Origin of the sequence: Lysinibacillus sp. FSL R5-0849, from assembly GCF_038595075.1 — a bacterium.
GTDB classification, from domain to species: Bacteria; Bacillota; Bacilli; order Bacillales_A; family Planococcaceae; genus Lysinibacillus; species Lysinibacillus fusiformis.
The window spans coordinates 2,131,311-2,151,165 of sequence record NZ_CP152004.1 but is presented as its reverse complement, the minus strand read 5'-3'; the positions used below and the strand labels follow the sequence as shown (position 1 = coordinate 2,151,165).

Sequence of the window (19,855 nt, the reverse complement as noted above, 5' to 3'; positions counted from 1 at the left end):
GTTCTTTTTTTCTATAAAAAATGGCTTAAGAAGTATGTTCACTTCCTAAGCCACCTCTTTTTTAAAGCTTTTCCACAAACCAATCTCGTATATATTCGAGACGATTAATTCTTAATGTTGGCTTTCCGCTTCTTGACAGTTCATGATTAGCTTCAGGGAACCGGACGAATTTCGTTTCTTTTTTCCGATACTTCAAGGCGATAAATAATTGCTCCGCCTGTTCAATCGGACAACGATAGTCTTTTTCACCATGTAAAATAAGCAATGGTGTTTCAACATTGTCTACATATTTCAATGGTGAATGATGCCATAGCTTCTCTATATTTTCGAGCCCCGCTTGAATTTGCCAGTCTGTAAAGTAATAGCCAATATCACTCACTCCTGCAAAGCTAATCCAGTTTGAAATAGAGCGTTGTGTAACTGCTGCCTTAAAGCGGTTGGTATGCCCAACAATCCAGTTGGTCATAAAGCCACCATAGCTCCCACCTGTTACACCTAGTCGAGTTGGATCAATGAACTCATATTGCTCTAAAGCATAGTCCACTGCAGCCATTAGGTCTTGATAGTCATTGCCACCATAATCACCACGTACTGCATCCACAAACGTTTGTCCGTAGCCATGACTTCCGCGCGGATTTGTATACAGCACCGCAAAGCCTTGAGCAGCCAGGATTTGGAATTCATTAAAATAGGTGTTGCCGTACATCGCATGTGGACCACCATGGATTTCAAGAATAAGAGGATATTTCTTCCCTTTTTCATAGCCCACTGGTTTCATAATCCAGCCATTGACCTTCCAGCCCTCAGCTCCTTCAAACTCAATGCTCTCTGGCACAGCTAACTCTTTCGTCTTTAAAACGTCTTCATTGACTGTCGTCAATCGTTCTTTTTCACCCGTTTTTAAGTTGACGTAATATAAATCGCCCGGATTCGTTGTCGTACTTATCGCGACAACGGCTTGATCATTTTGAGCATCTAATGAAAAACCATAAACGTATTGATCATCGTGAATAGCTGGATAAATTTCACCATCTACATTCCCAAAGTAAATTGCCGCATTGCCGTGATCCGTTACTTGGAAATAGAAACTATGATTATCATTCATCCATTGTACACTTGGTGCTGCTACCCCTTGCAGGAAATCACCGATGACATAGTCACCGACAGGGGCATCAAATTCACTTGTTGCACAGTTTAGCAGATTTTGTTCCATATCATAAATCCATAGCTTCGCTTGTGTGGCATTTTCAAACTCACGTTTTCCTCCAACAAAGGAAAGGAAGCGGCTATTAGGCGACCAGGACGTTTGGTAATAGGAGCCAATCCCCTCTGTTACCTTGCGACTCTGTTTTGTTTCTAAATCGAATAAATAAATATCCGCATTAAACGAAAAATCTAAGTCCTCTGCTTGATCTGCTAAGTACGTAAGATAACTGCCATTTGGCGACCATGTACTCAGATGGAAATCCTCGTTCCCTTCTGTCACTTGCTTTAAGTCACCAGATTTTAAATCGACAATGGCAATGTGAGTATGCTGGTCCATATCTATAAATCCACCCGCATCTGACTTATGTTTCATCTTATCGATTTCGAGTGGCTTGAGTTCTTTTTCTTCTTTCTTGTCATCTTCAGCTTTGTCTAAGATAGTTTCATCTTTACCTAGCAAAACTGAAAAGGCAATTTTCTCTCCACAAGGAGACCAGACAGGCGTTGACGCACCGTTTTTGCAATACGTCACTTGCTTCGCCTCTCCCCCTGTTTTCGACAGTACAAAAATTTGCGGCTTGCCTGATCTTGTCGAAGAAAAAGCAATTTGACTGCCATCTGGCGACCAGACAGGAGAGCTTGTCCGATCGTTACCATATGTCCATTGCTGAGGACGTTTGTCTTTTAAATTTAAATAAAATAAGTTAGATACATAGTCTTTTTTCTTCTCATCAATACGTGTCTCTACATAAACTACCTCAGTCCCATCAGGTGAGAGCTGTGGATCTGCCACTGATTTCAAGTGATAAAGATCTTCTGGTTGAATCCCTTGTTTAGTTGTCATGTTCTTGCTCCTTTGTATTGTCATTTTCTATGCTCTACTACAATATTTCGACACCCTAAGTATTTTTCCTGCTACTCTATTGATTTTTTTACTAGTTCCCAATCAGCATTCATTTTTGTTCTGCGATAAAATTTATAAAAAGGTTCATTGGAACGAGCTTGGTTTTGATAGAGACGAATGATTTGTAGCAAAAAATCCTCAATATGATCAATCCCTACCCTTTTCGCGAAGAGAGTACCCGCCTGTGCCTTCGCCCCCATAGGGATGGCTCCTACATAAACATCAAAGCTCTCATGCTGATAGACTAAACCAATATCATCATATGTAGGATTATAGCAAGCCGATGCACAGCCATTCACATTGACTCGTACTCTTGCAGGCACAGTTATACCGTCCAATGCCTGATAGAGTTGTTCTGTTTGAGGAACTGCCTCCATTTTTTCTCCATCACAAAAATCACATGCCTTCATGGCAATATGAGGTCCTGAGGAAGCAACAAACAGTCCAGCCTCCTGTAAGGCATGGGTCGCTTCTGTCAGTTCACTAGAGGGGATCGATAATAATATGCTATAGGAGGCCGAATATTTAATGGCCCCCTTCTCCCCTACTATTTCAGCTATTTTTTGAAATTGGGCTGGCGTATAATGCTTATTAATAATGCCAGGGCTTACCGCTAATCGTGTATAACCACCTTGCTGATTTAGAGTTTCGAACGTTTTATCTGGTATGTTTTGACGAAATGCATTCATTGTTATCGCTCCTTAAGAAAAAGGAGCTAGCAAAGCGCTAGCTCGAATGTTTTTAAAAGTTGGCTGGGTAGAAGCCCTTGGCTAAAATTTGAATGGCCGCTGCAGCACGTACCCCTTCAGATGCCGCTGAAAGTGGAAGAATGACAAAGCGATCATTTATGACTGCTTCCATTTCCTTCAACGCTGGATCATTTTTTAAGAATTTTATCTTTTGTTCAGCAGTTGTTTCACCATAATCAATGACAACCACCACCTCTGGATTGCGATCTACTGCATCTTCCTTCGATACCGTTGTCCATCCTGACTCCACATCTCCAAAGATATTTTGACCGCCAGCGATTGCTACTAGCTCATTCATAAAGTTTTGACCAGCCGTGAATACGTCTTTATCACCACTGTCAAAGACTAGCACACGTAAATTTTCACTGTCTTTTGGTAATTTTGCTTGAACTTCTTCGACATCTTTTGTCATTTGTTCAATTAATGCTTCACCGCGATCTTCCACTCGGAATATTTCCGCGATATGACGAATATCCGTGAAAATATCCTCTAATGTTGGCTTTGTCATATTGGAAGCCGTATGTAAATACGTATGAATTCCTAATTCCTCAAGCTCCTCTGGTGTTCCAACACCTTTCTCACCAAAGCCACTTTTCCAGCCTGCATACAAGAAATCTGCCTCGGCATCAATGACTTGCTCCTTTGTTGGGTATTGATCTGAAAGAACTGGAACTTTATCGTAGGCTGCTTGAAGCGGCTCGTAGATTTTATCATCTAAATAAGCTGTCCCTACCATGGAATCCTCTAAGCCTAATGCAAGCATAATTTCTGTTACATGCTGATTTAAGCTAATGGCCTTTTTTGGTGCTTCCTTATAGGTTTGGGTAGTTTCATTATTTTCAATGATGACCTCAGTTGTTGTCGCCTCAGACGGTTCAACTTTTTCAGTTTGCTTTGCTGATTCAGGCTTGTCCTTTGCGCCACACGCTCCTAATACAGCGATTAAGGCGATGACCATGACTAGCCATATACTTCTCCATTTTTTCATGTCCTTTTCTCCTTTGTTGTCATAAATATAGAAAGAAATCAGAGACTTCTTTGCTACTAGGATAATTGGAAGGGCATAAAAAAACCCTCTTGTCGCCAAGAGAGTTGCATAGTGAAAAAACGGTATTAGTACCTTTATCACTATCCCCATCCTCGTGGTTCTTAGTTAACATACATATACTGGCAGGTATCCTGGCTTAGGTTCATCATCTATACGCCTTCCCATAGTTAAACTACAGTGGCATGCTGTATAGACTCCCCATTTACAGTTGCGGGACAGCATCGGAATTGCACCGATTTCCCTTTTAAGCAAATGACAAATGCCATTTGCACCAATATGTTCTAATTATGCTATTGATAGACTAGCAGTTCATGCGTTAATTCGCAATCAGTAATAGAATGCAAAAAATATAATCATCATTATATTAGCACTATTTCGACAAAAAGACGAATCATTTTACAAGAAATAATTGTGCTAGTATTCTGATACAATGAGAAGATAGCTACTTATAGAAACGAGGATTTATTATGTACAAGACGATTGGGGTTCTTGCTCATGTTGATGCAGGAAAAACAACCTTTTCTGAGCAAGTGCTTTTTCATACAAATAGTATTCAAGCGCGGGGACGTGTCGATCATCAGGATGCCTATTTAGATAATCATGAGCTTGAGCGCAAACGGGGCATTACGATATTTGCCGAGCAAGGACGCATGACTATTGGCGACGATACATATACGTTGATTGATACACCAGGACATGTCGATTTCTCCCCAGAGATGGAGCGTGCCATCCGTGTCATGGATTATGCCATCATTATTATAAGTGCGGTAGAGGGTATTCAAGGTCATACTGAAACGGTATGGCAGCTTTTACGAAACTATCATGTCCCTACATTCTTTTTTATTAATAAAATAGATCGTGACGGAGCAGATGTAAGGGCTGTGATGACCCAGCTCCATAAAGATTTCTCGGAACATGTATTATTCGTCGATGAACCACTTCAGGAGAATTATGTTTCCAGCACAATCATGGAATGGCTGGCGGAGCGTGATGAAAAGCTCCTGGATGCCTTTTTGAATGAAGCATTGGAGCATGGCCTGTGTATGAAGCACCTACAATCGATGATTAAAAATGAATCCGCCTTCCCCTGCTTTACTGGTTCGGCATTAAAAGATGAAGGCATTCAAGAATTGATTGCTCAACTTCCACTCATAACGGGTACTCACTTCGAGCCGGAAGCACCGTTTCAAGGAGAGGTCTTTAAAATACGACATGATGGCCATCAGCGTTTAACATTCATCAAGGCTTTAACAGGCAAATTACATGTTCGAGATGAATTTACGTTTGGAGACCTTACAGAGAAAGTAACAGAAATTCGTCTTTATAACGGCAGCCGTTTTGAAACTGTTCAGCATGTTGAGGCTGGTGAAATCTTCGCTGTTAAAGGGCTCAGCCAGGCACACATTGGCGATCGCATTGGCAGTAACACGCTATCACAGCCCTATGAGCTTGTCCCTACATTACAGGCAAAAGTTCAATATGAGGGTGAGCAACATATTAAAGAAGTATTAAAGATTTTCCGTCTACTAGAGGCCGAGGAGCCATCATTGCGTGTCGTATGGCAGGAAAAGTTTCAGGAAATCCATGTGCATATAATGGGTGTCATTCAGTTAGAGGTACTGATAGAAGTATTATTGAAGCGCTTTACATTAAACATCTCTTTTGGAGAGCCGCAAATATTATATTTGGAAACAATTGCGACAACCGTTACAGGCTACGGACATTTTGAACCACTTAAGCATTATGCAGAAATTCATTTATTAATGCAGCCAAATGAACGTGGGACTGGCATTACCTTTAGCAATGCCTGCCATGCAGATGATTTATCAGTGGGCAACCAGCGCCTCGTAGAGAAGCATTTGTTTGAACGTGATCATCATGGCTTACTCACAGGCTACGCAGTAACAGATATTCATTTTACGCTTTTAACGGGACGTGGACATAATGAACATACGTCTGGCGGTGATTTCCGAGAAGCCACTTTCCGAGCACTGCGCCAAGGACTGGAACAAGCACAGAACGTCCTGCTTGAGCCGTATTATCGCTTTAAAATGAAGGCTTCCAATGACTTTATTGGCCGTATGATGACCGACATTCAACAGGCTGCTGGCACCTTCGACGACCCTGTACTCACTGAAACAGACGTTGTATTAACAGGACGTGCACCAGTAGCGACCTTCATGAGCTATAGCACGATTTTTGCCGCCTATACAAATGGGAAAGGTGCGCTTACCCTCCAATTTGATGGCTATGATGTGTGTCATCATGCAGAAGAAGTAATATCTCAAATAGGCTATGATAAAAATGCCGACCCTGAATACAGTTCTTCCAGCATTTTTTGTTCAAAAGGTAAAGGCTATTCTGTCCCTTGGCAAGAGGCGCAAGCAGCCATGCATTGTCAGAGCTAAGTTCATGTACTAGCATGGCAAATCTGTTGAACTAGTACTTCAGATGAAGGTAGAATATCCCTACAAAAAATAAAGCAAGCCCTCCGCTTCATGGAGGGCTTGCTTTTATATGGCACCAACAGCTTTCTTTGAAGGCTTGTGCACCGGATAGGCAGGTTCAACCACCACATAACCTTGCGTATTCGTGAAGTCGATAACTACTTTTCCAGGCTGACTTTTTAATATTTGTAGTTGATCAATTAATGTTAATAATAGCTCGTGGCCGTTCCCACGTGGATGCCAATTAAAGTGATAATCATTTAATTCCTGAACGGCTTGAAGAAACTGCGTGTATTCCTGCTGTGCAAATGCAATTAGTTTATCCTGATGAGGAATTTGCTCTAAATCGTTCATATACGTTTCATAAAAACGTATGACAATCGAGCATAGTAAATCATTGACACGTGCAGCGCTTAACACTGGATTGGGCTCCTGTGAAAGACGGTCAAGATTAGGCTTTGCTCGTGTTGAATCAATGCGTGTAATTAAGTGGTACTGCTCCCCATTCACCTCATAAACAATAGGGTTGGTTGGCATATACATCATAAAGCTATTCGTCTTCGTTTTCAGTTGATCCGTTAAATTCGCCTGAGCAAAAAGATGGCCTTCTACCTCCCCATTTTGTATCCAAATAATGTCTTTATTATATAAGATTTGCTCAAAAAAACGATTGTTGCGAATCAGTCTCGTTGCTAATAATTGATCAATTAGTGATTCGACCACCATTCTTGTTTTCGCTTTCTTAGCAATTTCTGTCCGTGACTGCTTACAAATCGTCATATCTACAAAAGGCGTTTCCTGTGTTGTCGTTGCATGAATATTCATCCTATGTGCATCCCCTTTGCGTACATATTTTCAAAACAAAAAGGACTTCCTACTATGTTTGAGGAAATCCTTCGCTTTAATGTGCTTCATCACACAATGCCAAACAAACCCTAAGTAAATGTGAAGGAGTTCTAAAATGAACCCTTTCATGAACTTTGGGCGTATGACGTACTGTGACGAACAGAGCATTCTGTTTTGTCAACATGCCACCTCCTATTCCTCGTAGGTTTATGGTGTGTACTCGTAACTAGGCAGGTATCCTGACTCATGGTCATCGCCACTTTTCCCCTTCCCATCATTTGACAGTGGTTGCTGAAAAGTCGCTCACATTTACAGTTGCGGGACAGTGTCGGATTCACACCGACTTCCCTTTTAAGCAAATTGCACGCAATTTACACCTATTACTACACGCTATTCAGTTGTGGAGGAATGCTGTGTTCTATACATTCCTTACAGACTATTAAAATCAATTGTAAGGTAGTCTATTTCCGATGTCAAATAACATAAAATATTCCAGTTTCTTTATTATTATCTTACGATATTTCAGAATATTCAAACTAATAACTAACTTCACTTAGAAGACTCTAAACAATTATCTACCCGATTGACTGATTCTCCCTACGTATGACAGTGTTGAGTGATGTAACTACAGAGTAATAATTTCACCAGAGTATTGTCTTAATTGTTCAATGGCTAATGTTACGGCTACTTCCTCAGTTTCAATCAAACTCAATCCTATTTTAATAGGACTCCAAAATTCATATCCGCAGTCTTCTTGCCACATATATACTTCTGTTGTAAAAAGACCATCTCTCCGTTTTATAATTTGAACTTTATATTGATTACTTGGAGACATTATTTCCTTTAGCATCTGTTCCATTGTTTCACCATCTTTACAAATATTAATGTGTATATTATAACTATTGTTCTTCAAAAAGAAAAAAAGTTGTGCGTAAGGCCAGAGCAGCATAAAGCACCGATCAGCATAGAGAACTTTTGGGTCACGAACTTTCAACGCAAAAAATCGATCAAGTTTATTTGCTCACTTCTTTCGCTCGCTAAAGTTGCGAGAGAGATTTCAATTAGCGCTTCGATTTCTTTGTAGCTTTGCTTTCTAATAACTACATTGTGTGATTGACTTTCTTCTTAAATAAACTGTTTCAAAAAATTATTTCTACTAGTAAGTAATTAAAAATAATTGTAGAATAATAGCCTATATGTTATTCAAAAGGAGAAATATATTTTGTTAGACATCATCTTCCCACTAATTGGGCTACTCATTTGCACATCTCTCCTAATCTTTTTTATAAAGAATAAACGTAGTCACAAGGATTTTTATGGGGTTATAATTACTGCGTCTTTTTTCAGCGTCCTATGTTTGTTTCTTGTTGTATGGTCAATCGAAGATTTTATTGCTATTCAAACTAAAAATTTTCAAATAGTTACTGGTAAATGTACCGTAAGAAAGTTTGAATCAAACGGAAGAACCGCAATCCACGAACTACTTGTAGACATTAACGGCGAACTTGATTTCACTGGAGATTTTGATAAATTTAGTGATGTTAGACAAGGAACCTACGACTGTACTGTAAAATATATCGAGAAATCTCGCACCTTGTATGACATTCATCCCCTTTCTACTAATGAATAGTTTAATGCCAAATATAAGTAATACGAAAGTTACCATATACTTTTAACTACACCTAACACTATGATTTGTCCTCTAATCACAACAAAAAAAGCCTCGCATATATGCGGGCTTTGGATGTGTTTTGCTTTTGTTTCTATAGGTACCATTAATTCGAGCCTAAAACATACTGCGCTAAAACACTTTGCACTTTATAAATATTGGTCGCCTTATTGAAGTTTTTTTGGATGGGTAATGAACTGCCTGATACCCATATTTTTAGCTCAGCATCTAAATCAAATGTACCAGCCGTTTCTACTGAAAAATGGACAATATTTTTATAGGGAATGGAATGGTATTCCGTTTTCTTGCCAGTCACTCCTTGCTTATCAATGAGGATTAATCGTTTATTCGTAAAAATAAATATGTCTCTAATAATTTTATAGGCATTTTTAATGGTTTCGTTTGGAATTAGTAAATCATTGACCTCCTCCTGTAATTTTTCAAAATTCACCTCGCTTGCATTGCCGATTAATCCATCAAATAAACCCATGCTTTATCCCCTTTCAGCTTTTGTTTGTTTACTATATTATGATGAAAACTGGGCTACGACCCTCGTTTTTGTAATATTTATTCTATAAGGAGGAGGCTCATTGCGAACACACCTATTCATTGTCATGTCCCTATTAGCCATTGTTGTTTTAGGCTGTACGAATGAAGAGCTTGCAGTTGAGAAATTGGCTAAGATCAGCATTTCTAACAGCGTTATATTTGGCTCTGTGCATACTGATTTTATAAAAGGATATGAGGATGAGGATTCTCTCAACCTATTCCATAAAGGAATGACGACAGCAGTGATAAATGAGGGAACTGTCAATATGGCTGCCCCACAATTTGACGTACAAGTAGTGGATACGGTTGGAAACCAATATAGCTTTCATCTTTGGTACATGGATGAACGTAAGGGATACCCATACAATCTATAGCCCCTCTGAGGATTTGACCGCCCCACTCAGATCATTGAAAGAAGAATAAAAAACACTTTCCATTCAGATAAGGAAAGTGTTTTTCGGTTTATTTTCATGTTATTCGTTTTCTAAGGCTTGGAAGAGCATTTGCGCATACTTGTCTGTAAAAGCAAAGCCACCTTCGCATTTACGGCTCTCATCAACAATTTCACCCGATTTCATCACGTAAATGCGATTACACAAATAAGAAACTGCCTTTAAATCATGCGAGATAAATAAAATCGCCATGTTTTTTTCTTTATTTAAAGTCACTAATAAATCGATTATCTCTCGTTGAATCAAGCGGTCTAAGCTCGAAACGATTTCATCACATACTAATAGTTGAGGTTCGACTAAAATCGATCTTAGTATATTAACCCGTTGTCGCTCCCCTCCACTTAGCTCAGAAGGCAGGGCTTCTAAAATATCTGATGGGAGCTTTACCATTTCAAGCATTGTCTGTATTTCGCGGTCCGTGAAGGACTTGTGTGCCACCTGTATGGGCTCGCGTAACAATTCCCTGACGGTCCACACGGGGTTTAAAGCAGCCGTAGCATTTTGAAAAATGATTTGGCAATTTTCATAAAAATACGAGCGATTTTGCTTCGTCATTAATTGCTCTTCAAAAAACAGAGCCCCTTTTTCAGGCTTTTCTAGCTGCATAATTAGTTTGGCCAAAGTACTTTTTCCACTACCGCTTTCTCCCACAAGCCCTACGATTTCACCTTTTCCAACTGTTAGGTTTATATTCTTCAATATTCGCTGTCCTGCTCGATAGCTTTTATTCACCTGATCAACATGAAGCAACAATATCAACGCCTCCTAAAAATGATGAGCGACAAGCCGCTTCGTATATGGATGCTTGGGCTCCTTAAAAATTTCCGATACTTGCCCACTTTCTACAATTTCACCATTTTTCATCACCAGCATGGAATCAGCAATCTTAGCAACCCCTAAATCATGGGTAATGAAGAGAATGGTCGTCCCAAGGCGGGCATGGAGATTTTTTAGCAATTTGATAAATTCTTGTTGATGGAGCATATCTAGAGCAGAGGTCGGTTCGTCTGCCATTAAAACATCGGGTTCATTATAGAAGGCGCAGGCAAGCATGCAGCGTTGTAGCATACCGCCAGAAAGCTCAAATGGATAGCGTTGTAGCACATCCTCCGGTAAGTTTAATTCCTTTAAAATAGCCATGATTTTACTTAAAAATTCCTCTTCCTTATGTCCCACCCTCGAAGCCGTCAACCGATAGAGTTGCGGCTTCATTTTTTGAGTTGGTGAAAAACTATTCGTGGCATCCTGAAAGATGGTAAAGAAATGCTTTTTCCGTAGCTCCACACGCTCCTGTTCAGACATGGCCATGAGGTTTTTTTCATTAAATAAAATCGAGCCTTCCATACTTGCTCGTGCTGGCAGCATCCCAAGCAGAGCTGAAAGGGTCGTACTTTTGCCACTACCACTCTCACCAATGATAGCGGTAATATGCCCTTTAGGCACAGTAAAAGTCAAACCTTGAATAAGGGATTTGCCGGATAAGCGAACAGCTAAATTATCAACCTTAAACATGCGATCGGCTCCCTCCTTGTTTGAAAGTACCTCCAATAACTTGCACACATAAAATCGTTATAAAAATTAACAGCCCAGGGAAAAGTCCCATCCACCAAGCACCTACAAGTAAATCATTTTGAGCTGTGTACAGCATTGTTCCCCATGATGGAGTAGCTGGGGGGACACCAATTCCTAAAAAACTTAAGGAAACTTCGGTAAAAATAGCCCCAGCAAAATTAAAGATGGTCACCACAAATAACGCAGGGATACAATTACGCAATAAATGCCCAAAGAGAATTTTCCACAGCGGCGTGTGGAACATTTTCGCCAACTGCACAAATTCTTGTTCCTTTAACCGGATAAACTCAGAGCGGACGATACGAGCAGTAACAAACCATCCCGTGATCCCCATAATCATCGCCATTCGCCACACACTGCCCTGCATAATTGCCTGTAGAGCTAAGACGATCACTAATGAGGGAATGGTTAAACAGGCCTCGAGAATACGCATCATTACAGCATCAATGACACCGCCGAAATAACCGCTTATGCCCCCATAAATGATGCCAATTATGCTAGATAGCACGACGGACACAGTGGCAATGAGGAGCGTTACCTTTCCTCCGACTAATAAGCGCGAAAGAACATCTCTCCCTAGCTGGTCAGTTCCTAATAAATGAATGGCATTCGGTGCTTGATAAATTTGATTCATATCCATCATATTCGGCTCAAAAGGAGCTAATAATGAAGAAAAAATAGTCGTTGTACAAATGAGAGCTAAAAGCACAAGCCAAAAGATCGGGTACTTCCGCTGTTTTCTCATACAAATCCCCCTCTTCTTAATCGAGGGTTCAAGCCAATCATCAGAATATCAATGACAAATAAACAGATGACCACAACAACGCCGATGATCAATATAGCCCCCATTAAAACGGGAAAATCCTTGAGCATGACGGATTTTACCAAAAGCTGTCCTAATCCTGACCAACCAAATAATGTTTCGACTACAATGGAGCCTCCGAAAAATGATGGGATGGTCACACCGACATAGTTAATATAAGGAATGACAGCATTTCGTAAAATCATAGTTCGAATTTCACGTTCAGATACTCCATTCGCACGTGCCACTTGTACATAGTAGCTATGATTCTCTACTTTTACACTATCCTGCAAAAAACGGGCAAAGATGCCAACATGGGAAATAACGAGGACTGTTAGCGGGAGTGCCATATGATATAAACGATCCACGAACCCTCCATCGCCCCGCACATCATTCATTCCCGAAGACGGAAACCAACCTAATGTTATGGAAAAGACCATAATGAATAATATGCCTAGCCAAAATGGGGGTATCGCGGAGCTAGCAATACTAAAGATAGAAAGTCCACGGTCGAGTAATGAGCCCTCCCTCATGCCAGCCTGTAAGCCAAGCCAAATAGAGGCAATGGTTACAAGGACTAACGTTAAAATAACGAGCTGTAGCGTATTCGGTAAGCGCTCAAGTAAAATCGTCAAGACAGGTCTTCCTTCTTTAGCTGAGTACCCTAAATTACCTTGTAATGCTTCCCCCAACCAAGTCCCATACTGTAAGAATACGGGTTGATCGAGACCAAAGGCTTGTTCAATACGTTCTTTCTCAGCCGTCGTTAATGTTTGGGCATTGCCTCCATAATACGCTGCTGCGGGATTGCCAGGAGCGGTATGCATCATGAAAAAAGAGAGGAAGCTCACGATAATGAGGACAATTGTCCCCATTATCACTCGCTTCCCAAGCCATTTAGCGATCATTCCATTTCCACTCCTCGACATTCCATAAGAAGCCTGCTCCATGGTGACCTAAAATTCGCTCTTTAACACCGCTAATTTGTTTATCGATACCATATACAGCATCCACATAAGCAAAGTAGGCAAACGGTGGGTCTTGAGCTAGCTCCTCCTGCAATGCCATATAGACTCTCTTACGTTGCTCAGGATCGACCGTAGTACGGCCTTCCTCTAGCAATGCGTCTACTTTTGCATTGGCATAGCTGCCGTAATTATAGCCAGCACTCGTGAGACTGGATTCTCCAGAATGGAAAAGGCTGTACGTATGATGGTCCGCATCATATGGACTTCCCCATCCAACCATAAAGGCTTCTGTTTCTTCAATAACAATATTGCTCCAATCCAGTGCAGCCACTTTCACATCTGCCCCAACAGCTTTATAGCCCTCCGCCACATAATTGGCCATATTCACACGCACAGTATCAGTAATGGGCGCGGTAATGGTAAATGTTAATTTTTGGCCATCTTTATAGCGGAAACCGTCATCAGCTAATTGCCAGCCTGCTTGCTCGAGCAGCTCATTTGCTTTTTTTACATCGTAAGTATAATGTTCGATTTTTTCATTCACAAAATTATGTTTTTGTAGTGGCGAATAAGCTTCTGTGCCGTAGCCATGTAAAATACCTTTTACGATGCCAGCACGATCCGTTGCATAGCTAATCGCCTTTCTTAGTGAAACATCCTTCCAAATCGGATACTGCATATTGAATAGAACGCCGCGATAATCGGCGGATTCAACCTCGTACATTTTTAAATGTTCTACTTTTGATAGTTCCTCAACCTGATTTGGATCAAGTAATGCAATATCAACCTCACCAGATTTTAGCTGTAAGGCACGCACATTGCTATCAGGGATAAATTTAAAAATGACTTGTTCAATTGAAGCTTTTGTACCATAAAAAGTAGGAAATGCTTTGAGTGTCAAGCTTGTCCCTTTATCCCATTGTTCAAACATATAAGGACCGGCACCGATTGGTTGTTGATTAAATGGTGCGGTTCTCATTTCCTGTCCTTCGAAGGCATGCTTTGGCAAAATAGGCACAGTTAGTTTGTCTAGCATCGGCGTAAATGGTTCATCTAATTGGAGGGTCATTGTCGTGTCGTCGATTTTTTTCATGCCCGTCACATGGGTAAAATCAGATTTTAAATAGGAGCCGTTTGCATCGTCAAGAATACTTTCAATGGTGAAAATAATATCGTCGACTGTTAAAGCCTGCCCATCATGAAATGTCACATGATCATTCAACACAATTGTATAAGTCATCTGGTCATCTGATATATTAATACTTTTAGCAATATCAAATACAGGTACATTTTGTTCATCAAAACGCATCAAACCTCTAAATAAAAAGGCATCCACATTCGTTTCCTCTAAAAGAGGATTTAAACCTGCAAACTCTGACTCTGAGGCAAAAACAAGCTCATTCGCCTGAGAAGCTGACGAAGCAGTTGACTGTTTCTCCTCGCCTTGACTGGACTCTTTCGAACAGCCTGCAAGACAAAGTATCATTAGAAGTATCCATACTGAAAACTTTTTCAATTCACTATCTCCTTTATCACAGCAGAAATTACAGTAATGCTGTCATATGTTCAAACATACGATTTATTTCCTTGTGAAGTGTTCGTTGCTCTTTGGCGAGCCATCTACAATGAATCGCCTGATCTGTTAGCTTTGTTACGCTTGCCTGAAGAGATTGCTCCTGTTGAATCAAAGCCTGTAAATCTCTCATGTTCATATTTTTCACAAGTGGTGACACAATCCATAAGGAACCGATATAGAGTGCCTTTTCGAGCAAGCCAAGCGCTGCAAAATTCATTTCCTGTGGTTTAAAATGGATGGAATCAAACGCTATAAGTTTATTCTCTACATAAACCTTATATTTAGATTGGTAGTCTTGATAATCAAAGACTTCTCCCCGCATTTCTCGGCCTGGTGCGATAATTTCACCCCAAATTAATGTCGAGCTCTCCTTCATGTGAATAGTTGTATACGCTTGAAACTTGGCTCGTTCAAATGGAATGGTCACTTCAGGAAGCCATTCTAACCGTGCCTCATCAGCAATTTCAACCGTTATAGCCTGGGTACAATGATCACCTGTATGCGAAGGATAGATTTTCAATGCTGATTGTTGCTTAAGTCTTACTCGGCTTTCTGGTGCCAGTTTGACATCGATTTCATTGCGGTCTCCCGCTACCATCCCACCAGAGGATTCCATCAAAAATACTGTGGCAGTTGGATCACTACCTTCATATAATTCACGGCTAGCCTTTAAGGGAGGCTGCTGGTACACATGAACTAGTCGTGTATAGCCCCTCCTAGGCTCAAAGGCCATTTCTAATTTGCCGAAATGATTGATCTTTTGTTGATTAAGCATGGTTGTCAACAGCTTCGGCACCTTCAAGTAGCATATGGTGCTGAATCCATTCAACCACCTTATCTACATTCGTTTGTGAACGAACATCTGCAAAAATATATGGACGGCCACCACGCATTTTTTTCACATCCTGATCCATTATTTCTAGATCAACCCCAACATGAGGCGCCAATGATGTTTTATTGATTAGTAGTAAGTCTGAACGCGTTAGCGCTGGACCGCCTTTACGTGGGATATCCTGTCCTTCTGCCACATCAATTACGTAAATATAGCCATGCACTAGCTCAGGACTAAATGTTGCAGATAAATTATCGCCACCACTTTCAATGAAAATAATATCTAAATCTTGGAAGCGTTTATTTAAATCATCAATCGCTGCAAAATTCATCGATGCATCCTCACGAATAGCTGTATGAGGACAACCACCTGTTTCCACCCCAATAATACGCTCTTCCTCTAAAACACCATTCGTTATTAAATATTGAGCGTCTTCTCTTGTATAAATATCATTTGTGATAACCGCTACATGATAATGCTCATGCATCACACGTGTTAATTGATCTACTAAAGATGTTTTTCCTGACCCAACTGGGCCGCCGATACCAATACGTATTGGTTTCATTGTTATCCTCTCTCTTTCTATGAAATAAATAATCTGGAATATAAAAACTCATGTTTCATGGATGCCAATTCAATCCCTAACGCATTATTCGTTAAATCATCCATCGTTAATGACATCACTGTTTGCGCTGCTTCTTCTACGGAAATCAATAGCTCATTCAATGCTTGGACACCTGTATTCTGACCAAACGGTACTGCACGTACAGCATTTTGTACTAGGCCGCTAATTGATGCATACATAAAGGTCATCACTGCGTGAAAAACATTGACACCTAGCGCCTCGCAATAGATTCCATAAATCACGGCGTAATGTCCCTTCACTTCTTCACGCTCGATTCTCTCCTTCCACTGCGATAAAAAAGGGTATTCCATAAGCGGTGTCACAGTTCGCACAAATTGCTTCCCTACATTGACACTCGCCTCTTTAGATTCCTTAGCAAGCTTCATAGCCCCACAAAGTTCATCGAGCTCTGTAAGACGAGCAATATCTCTGTCTTTTGCTGCATGGAATGCTTCTTGAATAAGAATCGCATCTCCGTGCACTAAATTATGAAATAAATAGCCCTGACAAAATTCGATTAATTGTTCCTTTGTACGAATGAAATCTTCTTGAATATACGTTTCCATACCGTAGGAATGTGTATATGAACCTATTGGGAATGCCGAATCATGAATTTGTAAAAGTTGCAGTATCGATAAATTAGTGAGAGTGTCCACGGTATTTGAATGGCTGCTTGAAACGTCTTTCTGTTGTTTCATAGTGCACCCCTATTTCATCTAATAATGGATTTATCGTATGATCTGCTCGTACGATGATTTCATTGTTTTCAATGAGGCAAGGCGTATGACGATTTCCTAATTCGAAAGCTGATTTTCCCATTTCATGCATGTCTTTGGGCGTAATAACAATGACAGTCTCTAATTTTGTACGAATTGCTATACGAAGGTGATCATCCTCAAATAATAAATCACCATATTTTAATGGTTCATCACCTTCTAGTCGTAAAGCAATGTCTGTACCTTGATCTGTTTCTGTGCGAAGAATTCGTTTGCTTAATTCCTCCCATTCTAGCTCAATCCATTCTGTTGTCTTTTGTTGATGTTCTTCTTCGTGGGCAATATTCCCAATAATTTTTTCGATTAACATATGTTTAGCACCTCATTGTCTTTTTATTGGCTGTTACTCTCACTTTAATTGCTTAGAATAAGAAATATCGTTGAGCCATTGGTAGTACATCTACCGGCTCACATGTTGCTAATTCACCATCAATTTTTACTTCATATGTTTCTGGGTTCACATCAATTTCTGGCGTCTCGTTATTAAGCTTCATATCAGATTTACGAATATTTCGGCAATTCGAAACCGTCCCAATCATTCGTTTTAAGCCTAATTTTTCTGGCAATCCTTCTTCTACCGCAATTTTCGGTAAAAATGTCATACCACAATTTTGAGGACCTTGTCCATAGAAGCCATAAGTCTGCCGCCCTTTCATTGGCTGCGGTGTTGGAATGGATGCATTTGGATCACCTGTAATACCATAAACGGCAATACCAGCTTTGATGACCACTTCTGCCTTTACGCCAAAGAACGCTGGTTCCCATAAAACAATATCGGCTAATTTCCCTTCTTCCAGTGAACCAACTTCATGGCTAATACCATGTGCGATTGCTGGGTTAATATTTAGCTTCGCCATATAGCGCTTGACGCGATAATTATCGTGTTCCTTGCCCTCATCCTGTGGCAAAGGTCCACGTTGCTTTTTCATTTTGTCTGCTGTTTGGAACGTCCGTATCGTCACCTCTCCCACACGACCCATCGCCTGTGAATCCGAAGACATGATGCTCAATATTCCTAAGTCCTGCATAATATCTTCTGCAGCAATCGTTTCAGGTCTGATACGTGAATCTGCGAATGCGACATCTTCTGGCACATCATGCTTTAAGTGATGACATACCATCAGCATATCTAAATGCTCATCAATCGTGTTCGTCGTAAATGGTTTCGTAGGGTTCGTCGAGGCTGGCAAAATATTTGGTAAAGATGCCATTACTAGCTGATCAGGCGCGTGTCCACCACCAGCACCTTCTGTATGGAAAATATGAATAACACGGCCATCGATGGCATTGATTGTATCTTCCACAAATCCTGCTTCATTTAATGTATCGGAGTGCAAGGCTACTTGAATATCGTACTCGTCTGCAACGGTTAAGCTTTGGTCCAGTGCGGAAGGTGTTGCCCCCCAGTCCTCATGAATCTTCAATCCGATGGCACCCGCACGAACTTGCTCGATAATTGGTGCTGGGTCCGAGGCACTACCTTTTGCAAGTAATCCAACATTCATTGGGAAGCCTTCCACAGCCTGTAACATGCGATGTAGATGCCATTCACCAGCAGTTAAGCTTGTCGCCTTTGAACCTGCTGCTGGTCCTGTTCCGCCACCAATAAAAGTTGTTGTGCCTGCTAATAGGGCTGTTTCAACTTGATCGGGACTAATGAAGTGGATATGTGTATCAATGGCACCAGCTGTTGCTATAAGCCCTTCCCCTGCATAAACCTCTGTCCCTACGCCGATAATCATATCCTGATCGACGCCATCCATACTATTCGGATTGCCTGCTTTGCCGATACCAATTATTCGGCCATCTTTAATACCGATATCAGCTTTCACAATACCCGTATAATCGATAATGATGACGTTAGTAATGACTGTATCTAGCACACCTTCATTGCGTGTATTTTTACCATTTTGCCCCATTGAAACACGCAGTGATTTACCACCACCAAAGACACCTTCATCTCCATAGGATGTATAGTCCTTCTCAATTTCGATCCACAAATCCGTATCGGCTAAACGCACTTTGTCGCCAACTGTAGGACCGAACATTTTCGCGTAAGCTTCATGTGTTACCTTCATTTTTCTTCCGCTCCTTTAAAGCCACCTTCAATTGCCTTGTCTAAAATTTCATCTTTATGGTGAGTTGACCCTTCTGTTAGCTTATTTAAGCCAAAGACATGTTGTTTCCCACCAAATTCGACAAGCTCTACTTCTTTTTCTTCCCCAGGTTCAAAGCGAACTGCCGTCCCTGATGGAATATTTAAATGCATACCGATTGCATCTTCACGATTAAATTCTAGAAATCGATTCACTTCGATAAAATGAAAATGTGAACCTACTTGAATTGGACGGTCACCTGTATTGGCTACTAAAACCTTTTTTGTTGCCCTGCCCACATTGATTTCAATCACACCATTTTTTGGTCGAATTTCTCCAGGAATCATCTGCCAACACTCCTTTACTGAATTGGACGGTGAACTGTGACAAGTTTTGTCCCATCTGGGAAGGTACATTCTACCTGTACATCTGAAATCATGTCACCGACACCTTCCATTACGTCCTCTGCTGTCAGAACATGCTTAGCTTCACTCATTAGCTGTGCTACAGTTTTTCCATCTCTAGCACCCTCCATGATGAAACTACTAATAAGGGCAACAGCTTCTGGATAATTTAGCTTTAAACCGCGAGCTTTTCTTTTCAGCGCAAGTTCTCCTGCCACATGGAGGAGTAGTTTTTCTTGTTCTACTGGTGATAGCTTCAAATCAATCTCTCTCTTTCCTATATTCAGAATTATCTTTCAATAATATTTTTCGAAGCATACTTCCTTTCAATTGG

The 19,855-nt window shown here is 40.7% G+C and carries 21 protein-coding genes and 2 riboswitches; of the genes, 3 read left to right on the top strand and 18 right to left on the bottom strand.

Going from position 1 to position 19,855, the window contains the following annotated elements:
- Positions 1-61: 61 nt before the first annotated feature.
- The 3 genes from MKY80_RS10540 to MKY80_RS10530 form a co-directional block, all read right to left on the bottom strand.
- Complete coding sequence (locus MKY80_RS10540; protein WP_239355096.1) at positions 62-2,050, bottom strand: S9 family peptidase; 1,989 nt, start codon at positions 2,048-2,050, stop codon at positions 62-64.
- A gap of 71 nt (positions 2,051-2,121) precedes the next feature.
- Entirely contained in the window at positions 2,122-2,799 is a 678-nt protein-coding gene (locus MKY80_RS10535; protein WP_008174816.1) for a precorrin-3B methylase, read from the bottom strand.
- 52 nt (positions 2,800-2,851) lie between these two features.
- Positions 2,852-3,847 (bottom strand): ABC transporter substrate-binding protein, encoded by a 996-nt coding sequence (locus tag MKY80_RS10530; RefSeq protein ID WP_239355095.1) that lies wholly within the window; start codon positions 3,845-3,847, stop codon positions 2,852-2,854.
- A gap of 163 nt (positions 3,848-4,010) precedes the next feature.
- A riboswitch (cobalamin riboswitch) is annotated at positions 4,011-4,198 on the bottom strand.
- A 176-nt stretch (positions 4,199-4,374) separates the two neighbouring features.
- On the opposite strand from MKY80_RS10530, the gene MKY80_RS10525 reads away from it, so the two are divergent.
- Positions 4,375-6,315, top strand: a complete 1,941-nt coding sequence (locus MKY80_RS10525; RefSeq protein WP_089984469.1) for a TetM/TetW/TetO/TetS family tetracycline resistance ribosomal protection protein — start codon at positions 4,375-4,377, stop codon at positions 6,313-6,315.
- Positions 6,316-6,420: 105 nt separating this feature from the next.
- Here the strand turns inward: MKY80_RS10525 and MKY80_RS10520 are convergent, their stop codons facing one another.
- Positions 6,421-7,179, bottom strand: coding sequence for a hypothetical protein (locus MKY80_RS10520; protein ID WP_342532883.1), 759 nt, complete (start codon positions 7,177-7,179; stop codon positions 6,421-6,423).
- Positions 7,180-7,411: 232 nt separating this feature from the next.
- Positions 7,412-7,596: riboswitch (cobalamin riboswitch) on the bottom strand.
- Positions 7,597-7,825: 229 nt separating this feature from the next.
- Entirely contained in the window at positions 7,826-8,059 is a 234-nt protein-coding gene (locus MKY80_RS10515) for a hypothetical protein (protein ID WP_171364808.1), read from the bottom strand.
- A 363-nt stretch (positions 8,060-8,422) separates the two neighbouring features.
- On the opposite strand from MKY80_RS10515, the gene MKY80_RS10510 reads away from it, so the two are divergent.
- Positions 8,423-8,830: a hypothetical protein gene (locus MKY80_RS10510; protein WP_089984530.1), complete on the top strand. Its 408-nt coding sequence runs from the start codon at positions 8,423-8,425 to the stop codon at positions 8,828-8,830.
- A 145-nt stretch (positions 8,831-8,975) separates the two neighbouring features.
- Here MKY80_RS10510 and MKY80_RS10505 read toward each other — a convergent pair whose 3' ends face one another.
- A complete protein-coding gene (locus MKY80_RS10505) occupies positions 8,976-9,359 on the bottom strand; it encodes a PH domain-containing protein (RefSeq protein ID WP_008174827.1) in 384 nt (127 codons plus the stop codon).
- Between the two features lie 100 nt (positions 9,360-9,459).
- On the opposite strand from MKY80_RS10505, the gene MKY80_RS10500 reads away from it, so the two are divergent.
- Positions 9,460-9,792 (top strand): hypothetical protein, encoded by a 333-nt coding sequence (locus MKY80_RS10500; RefSeq protein WP_239355093.1) that lies wholly within the window; start codon positions 9,460-9,462, stop codon positions 9,790-9,792.
- 99 nt (positions 9,793-9,891) lie between these two features.
- On the opposite strand, the gene MKY80_RS10495 is transcribed toward MKY80_RS10500, so the two are convergent.
- The 12 genes from MKY80_RS10495 to ureA are packed head-to-tail and all read right to left on the bottom strand — an operon-like array spanning position 9,892 to position 19,781.
- On the bottom strand, positions 9,892-10,602 hold the full coding sequence (locus MKY80_RS10495; RefSeq protein ID WP_342532882.1) for a dipeptide/oligopeptide/nickel ABC transporter ATP-binding protein: 711 nt from the start codon (positions 10,600-10,602) through the stop codon (positions 9,892-9,894).
- Between the two features lie 33 nt (positions 10,603-10,635).
- A complete protein-coding gene (locus tag MKY80_RS10490; protein ID WP_008174832.1) occupies positions 10,636-11,382 on the bottom strand; it encodes an ABC transporter ATP-binding protein in 747 nt (248 codons plus the stop codon).
- A complete protein-coding gene (locus MKY80_RS10485; protein ID WP_342532878.1) occupies positions 11,375-12,187 on the bottom strand; it encodes an ABC transporter permease in 813 nt (270 codons plus the stop codon). Before MKY80_RS10485 ends, MKY80_RS10490 begins: the two co-directional genes overlap by 8 nt.
- Positions 12,184-13,152 (bottom strand): ABC transporter permease, encoded by a 969-nt coding sequence (locus tag MKY80_RS10480; RefSeq protein WP_089984537.1) that lies wholly within the window; start codon positions 13,150-13,152, stop codon positions 12,184-12,186. Before MKY80_RS10480 ends, MKY80_RS10485 begins: the two co-directional genes overlap by 4 nt.
- A complete protein-coding gene (locus MKY80_RS10475; protein WP_237068821.1) occupies positions 13,142-14,728 on the bottom strand; it encodes an ABC transporter substrate-binding protein in 1,587 nt (528 codons plus the stop codon). The genes MKY80_RS10480 and MKY80_RS10475 overlap by 11 nt, the downstream gene beginning before the upstream one ends.
- 28 nt (positions 14,729-14,756) lie before the next feature.
- Positions 14,757-15,563 (bottom strand): urease accessory protein UreD, encoded by an 807-nt coding sequence (locus MKY80_RS10470; protein WP_008174841.1) that lies wholly within the window; start codon positions 15,561-15,563, stop codon positions 14,757-14,759.
- A complete protein-coding gene (ureG, locus tag MKY80_RS10465; protein ID WP_008174842.1) occupies positions 15,556-16,185 on the bottom strand; it encodes an urease accessory protein UreG in 630 nt (209 codons plus the stop codon). Before ureG ends, MKY80_RS10470 begins: the two co-directional genes overlap by 8 nt.
- Before the next feature lie 17 nt (positions 16,186-16,202).
- Positions 16,203-16,943: an urease accessory protein UreF gene (locus MKY80_RS10460; RefSeq protein ID WP_237068820.1), complete on the bottom strand. Its 741-nt coding sequence runs from the start codon at positions 16,941-16,943 to the stop codon at positions 16,203-16,205.
- Complete coding sequence (locus MKY80_RS10455; protein ID WP_090001608.1) at positions 16,885-17,331, bottom strand: urease accessory protein UreE; 447 nt, start codon at positions 17,329-17,331, stop codon at positions 16,885-16,887. Before MKY80_RS10455 ends, MKY80_RS10460 begins: the two co-directional genes overlap by 59 nt.
- 52 nt (positions 17,332-17,383) lie before the next feature.
- Entirely contained in the window at positions 17,384-19,099 is a 1,716-nt protein-coding gene (gene ureC / locus MKY80_RS10450; RefSeq protein ID WP_008174846.1) for an urease subunit alpha, read from the bottom strand.
- Complete coding sequence (locus MKY80_RS10445; protein ID WP_008174848.1) at positions 19,096-19,464, bottom strand: urease subunit beta; 369 nt, start codon at positions 19,462-19,464, stop codon at positions 19,096-19,098. The genes ureC and MKY80_RS10445 overlap by 4 nt, the downstream gene beginning before the upstream one ends.
- Positions 19,465-19,478: 14 nt before the next feature.
- Complete coding sequence (gene ureA / locus MKY80_RS10440) at positions 19,479-19,781, bottom strand: urease subunit gamma (RefSeq protein WP_012294325.1); 303 nt, start codon at positions 19,779-19,781, stop codon at positions 19,479-19,481.
- Positions 19,782-19,855 lie beyond the last annotated feature (74 nt).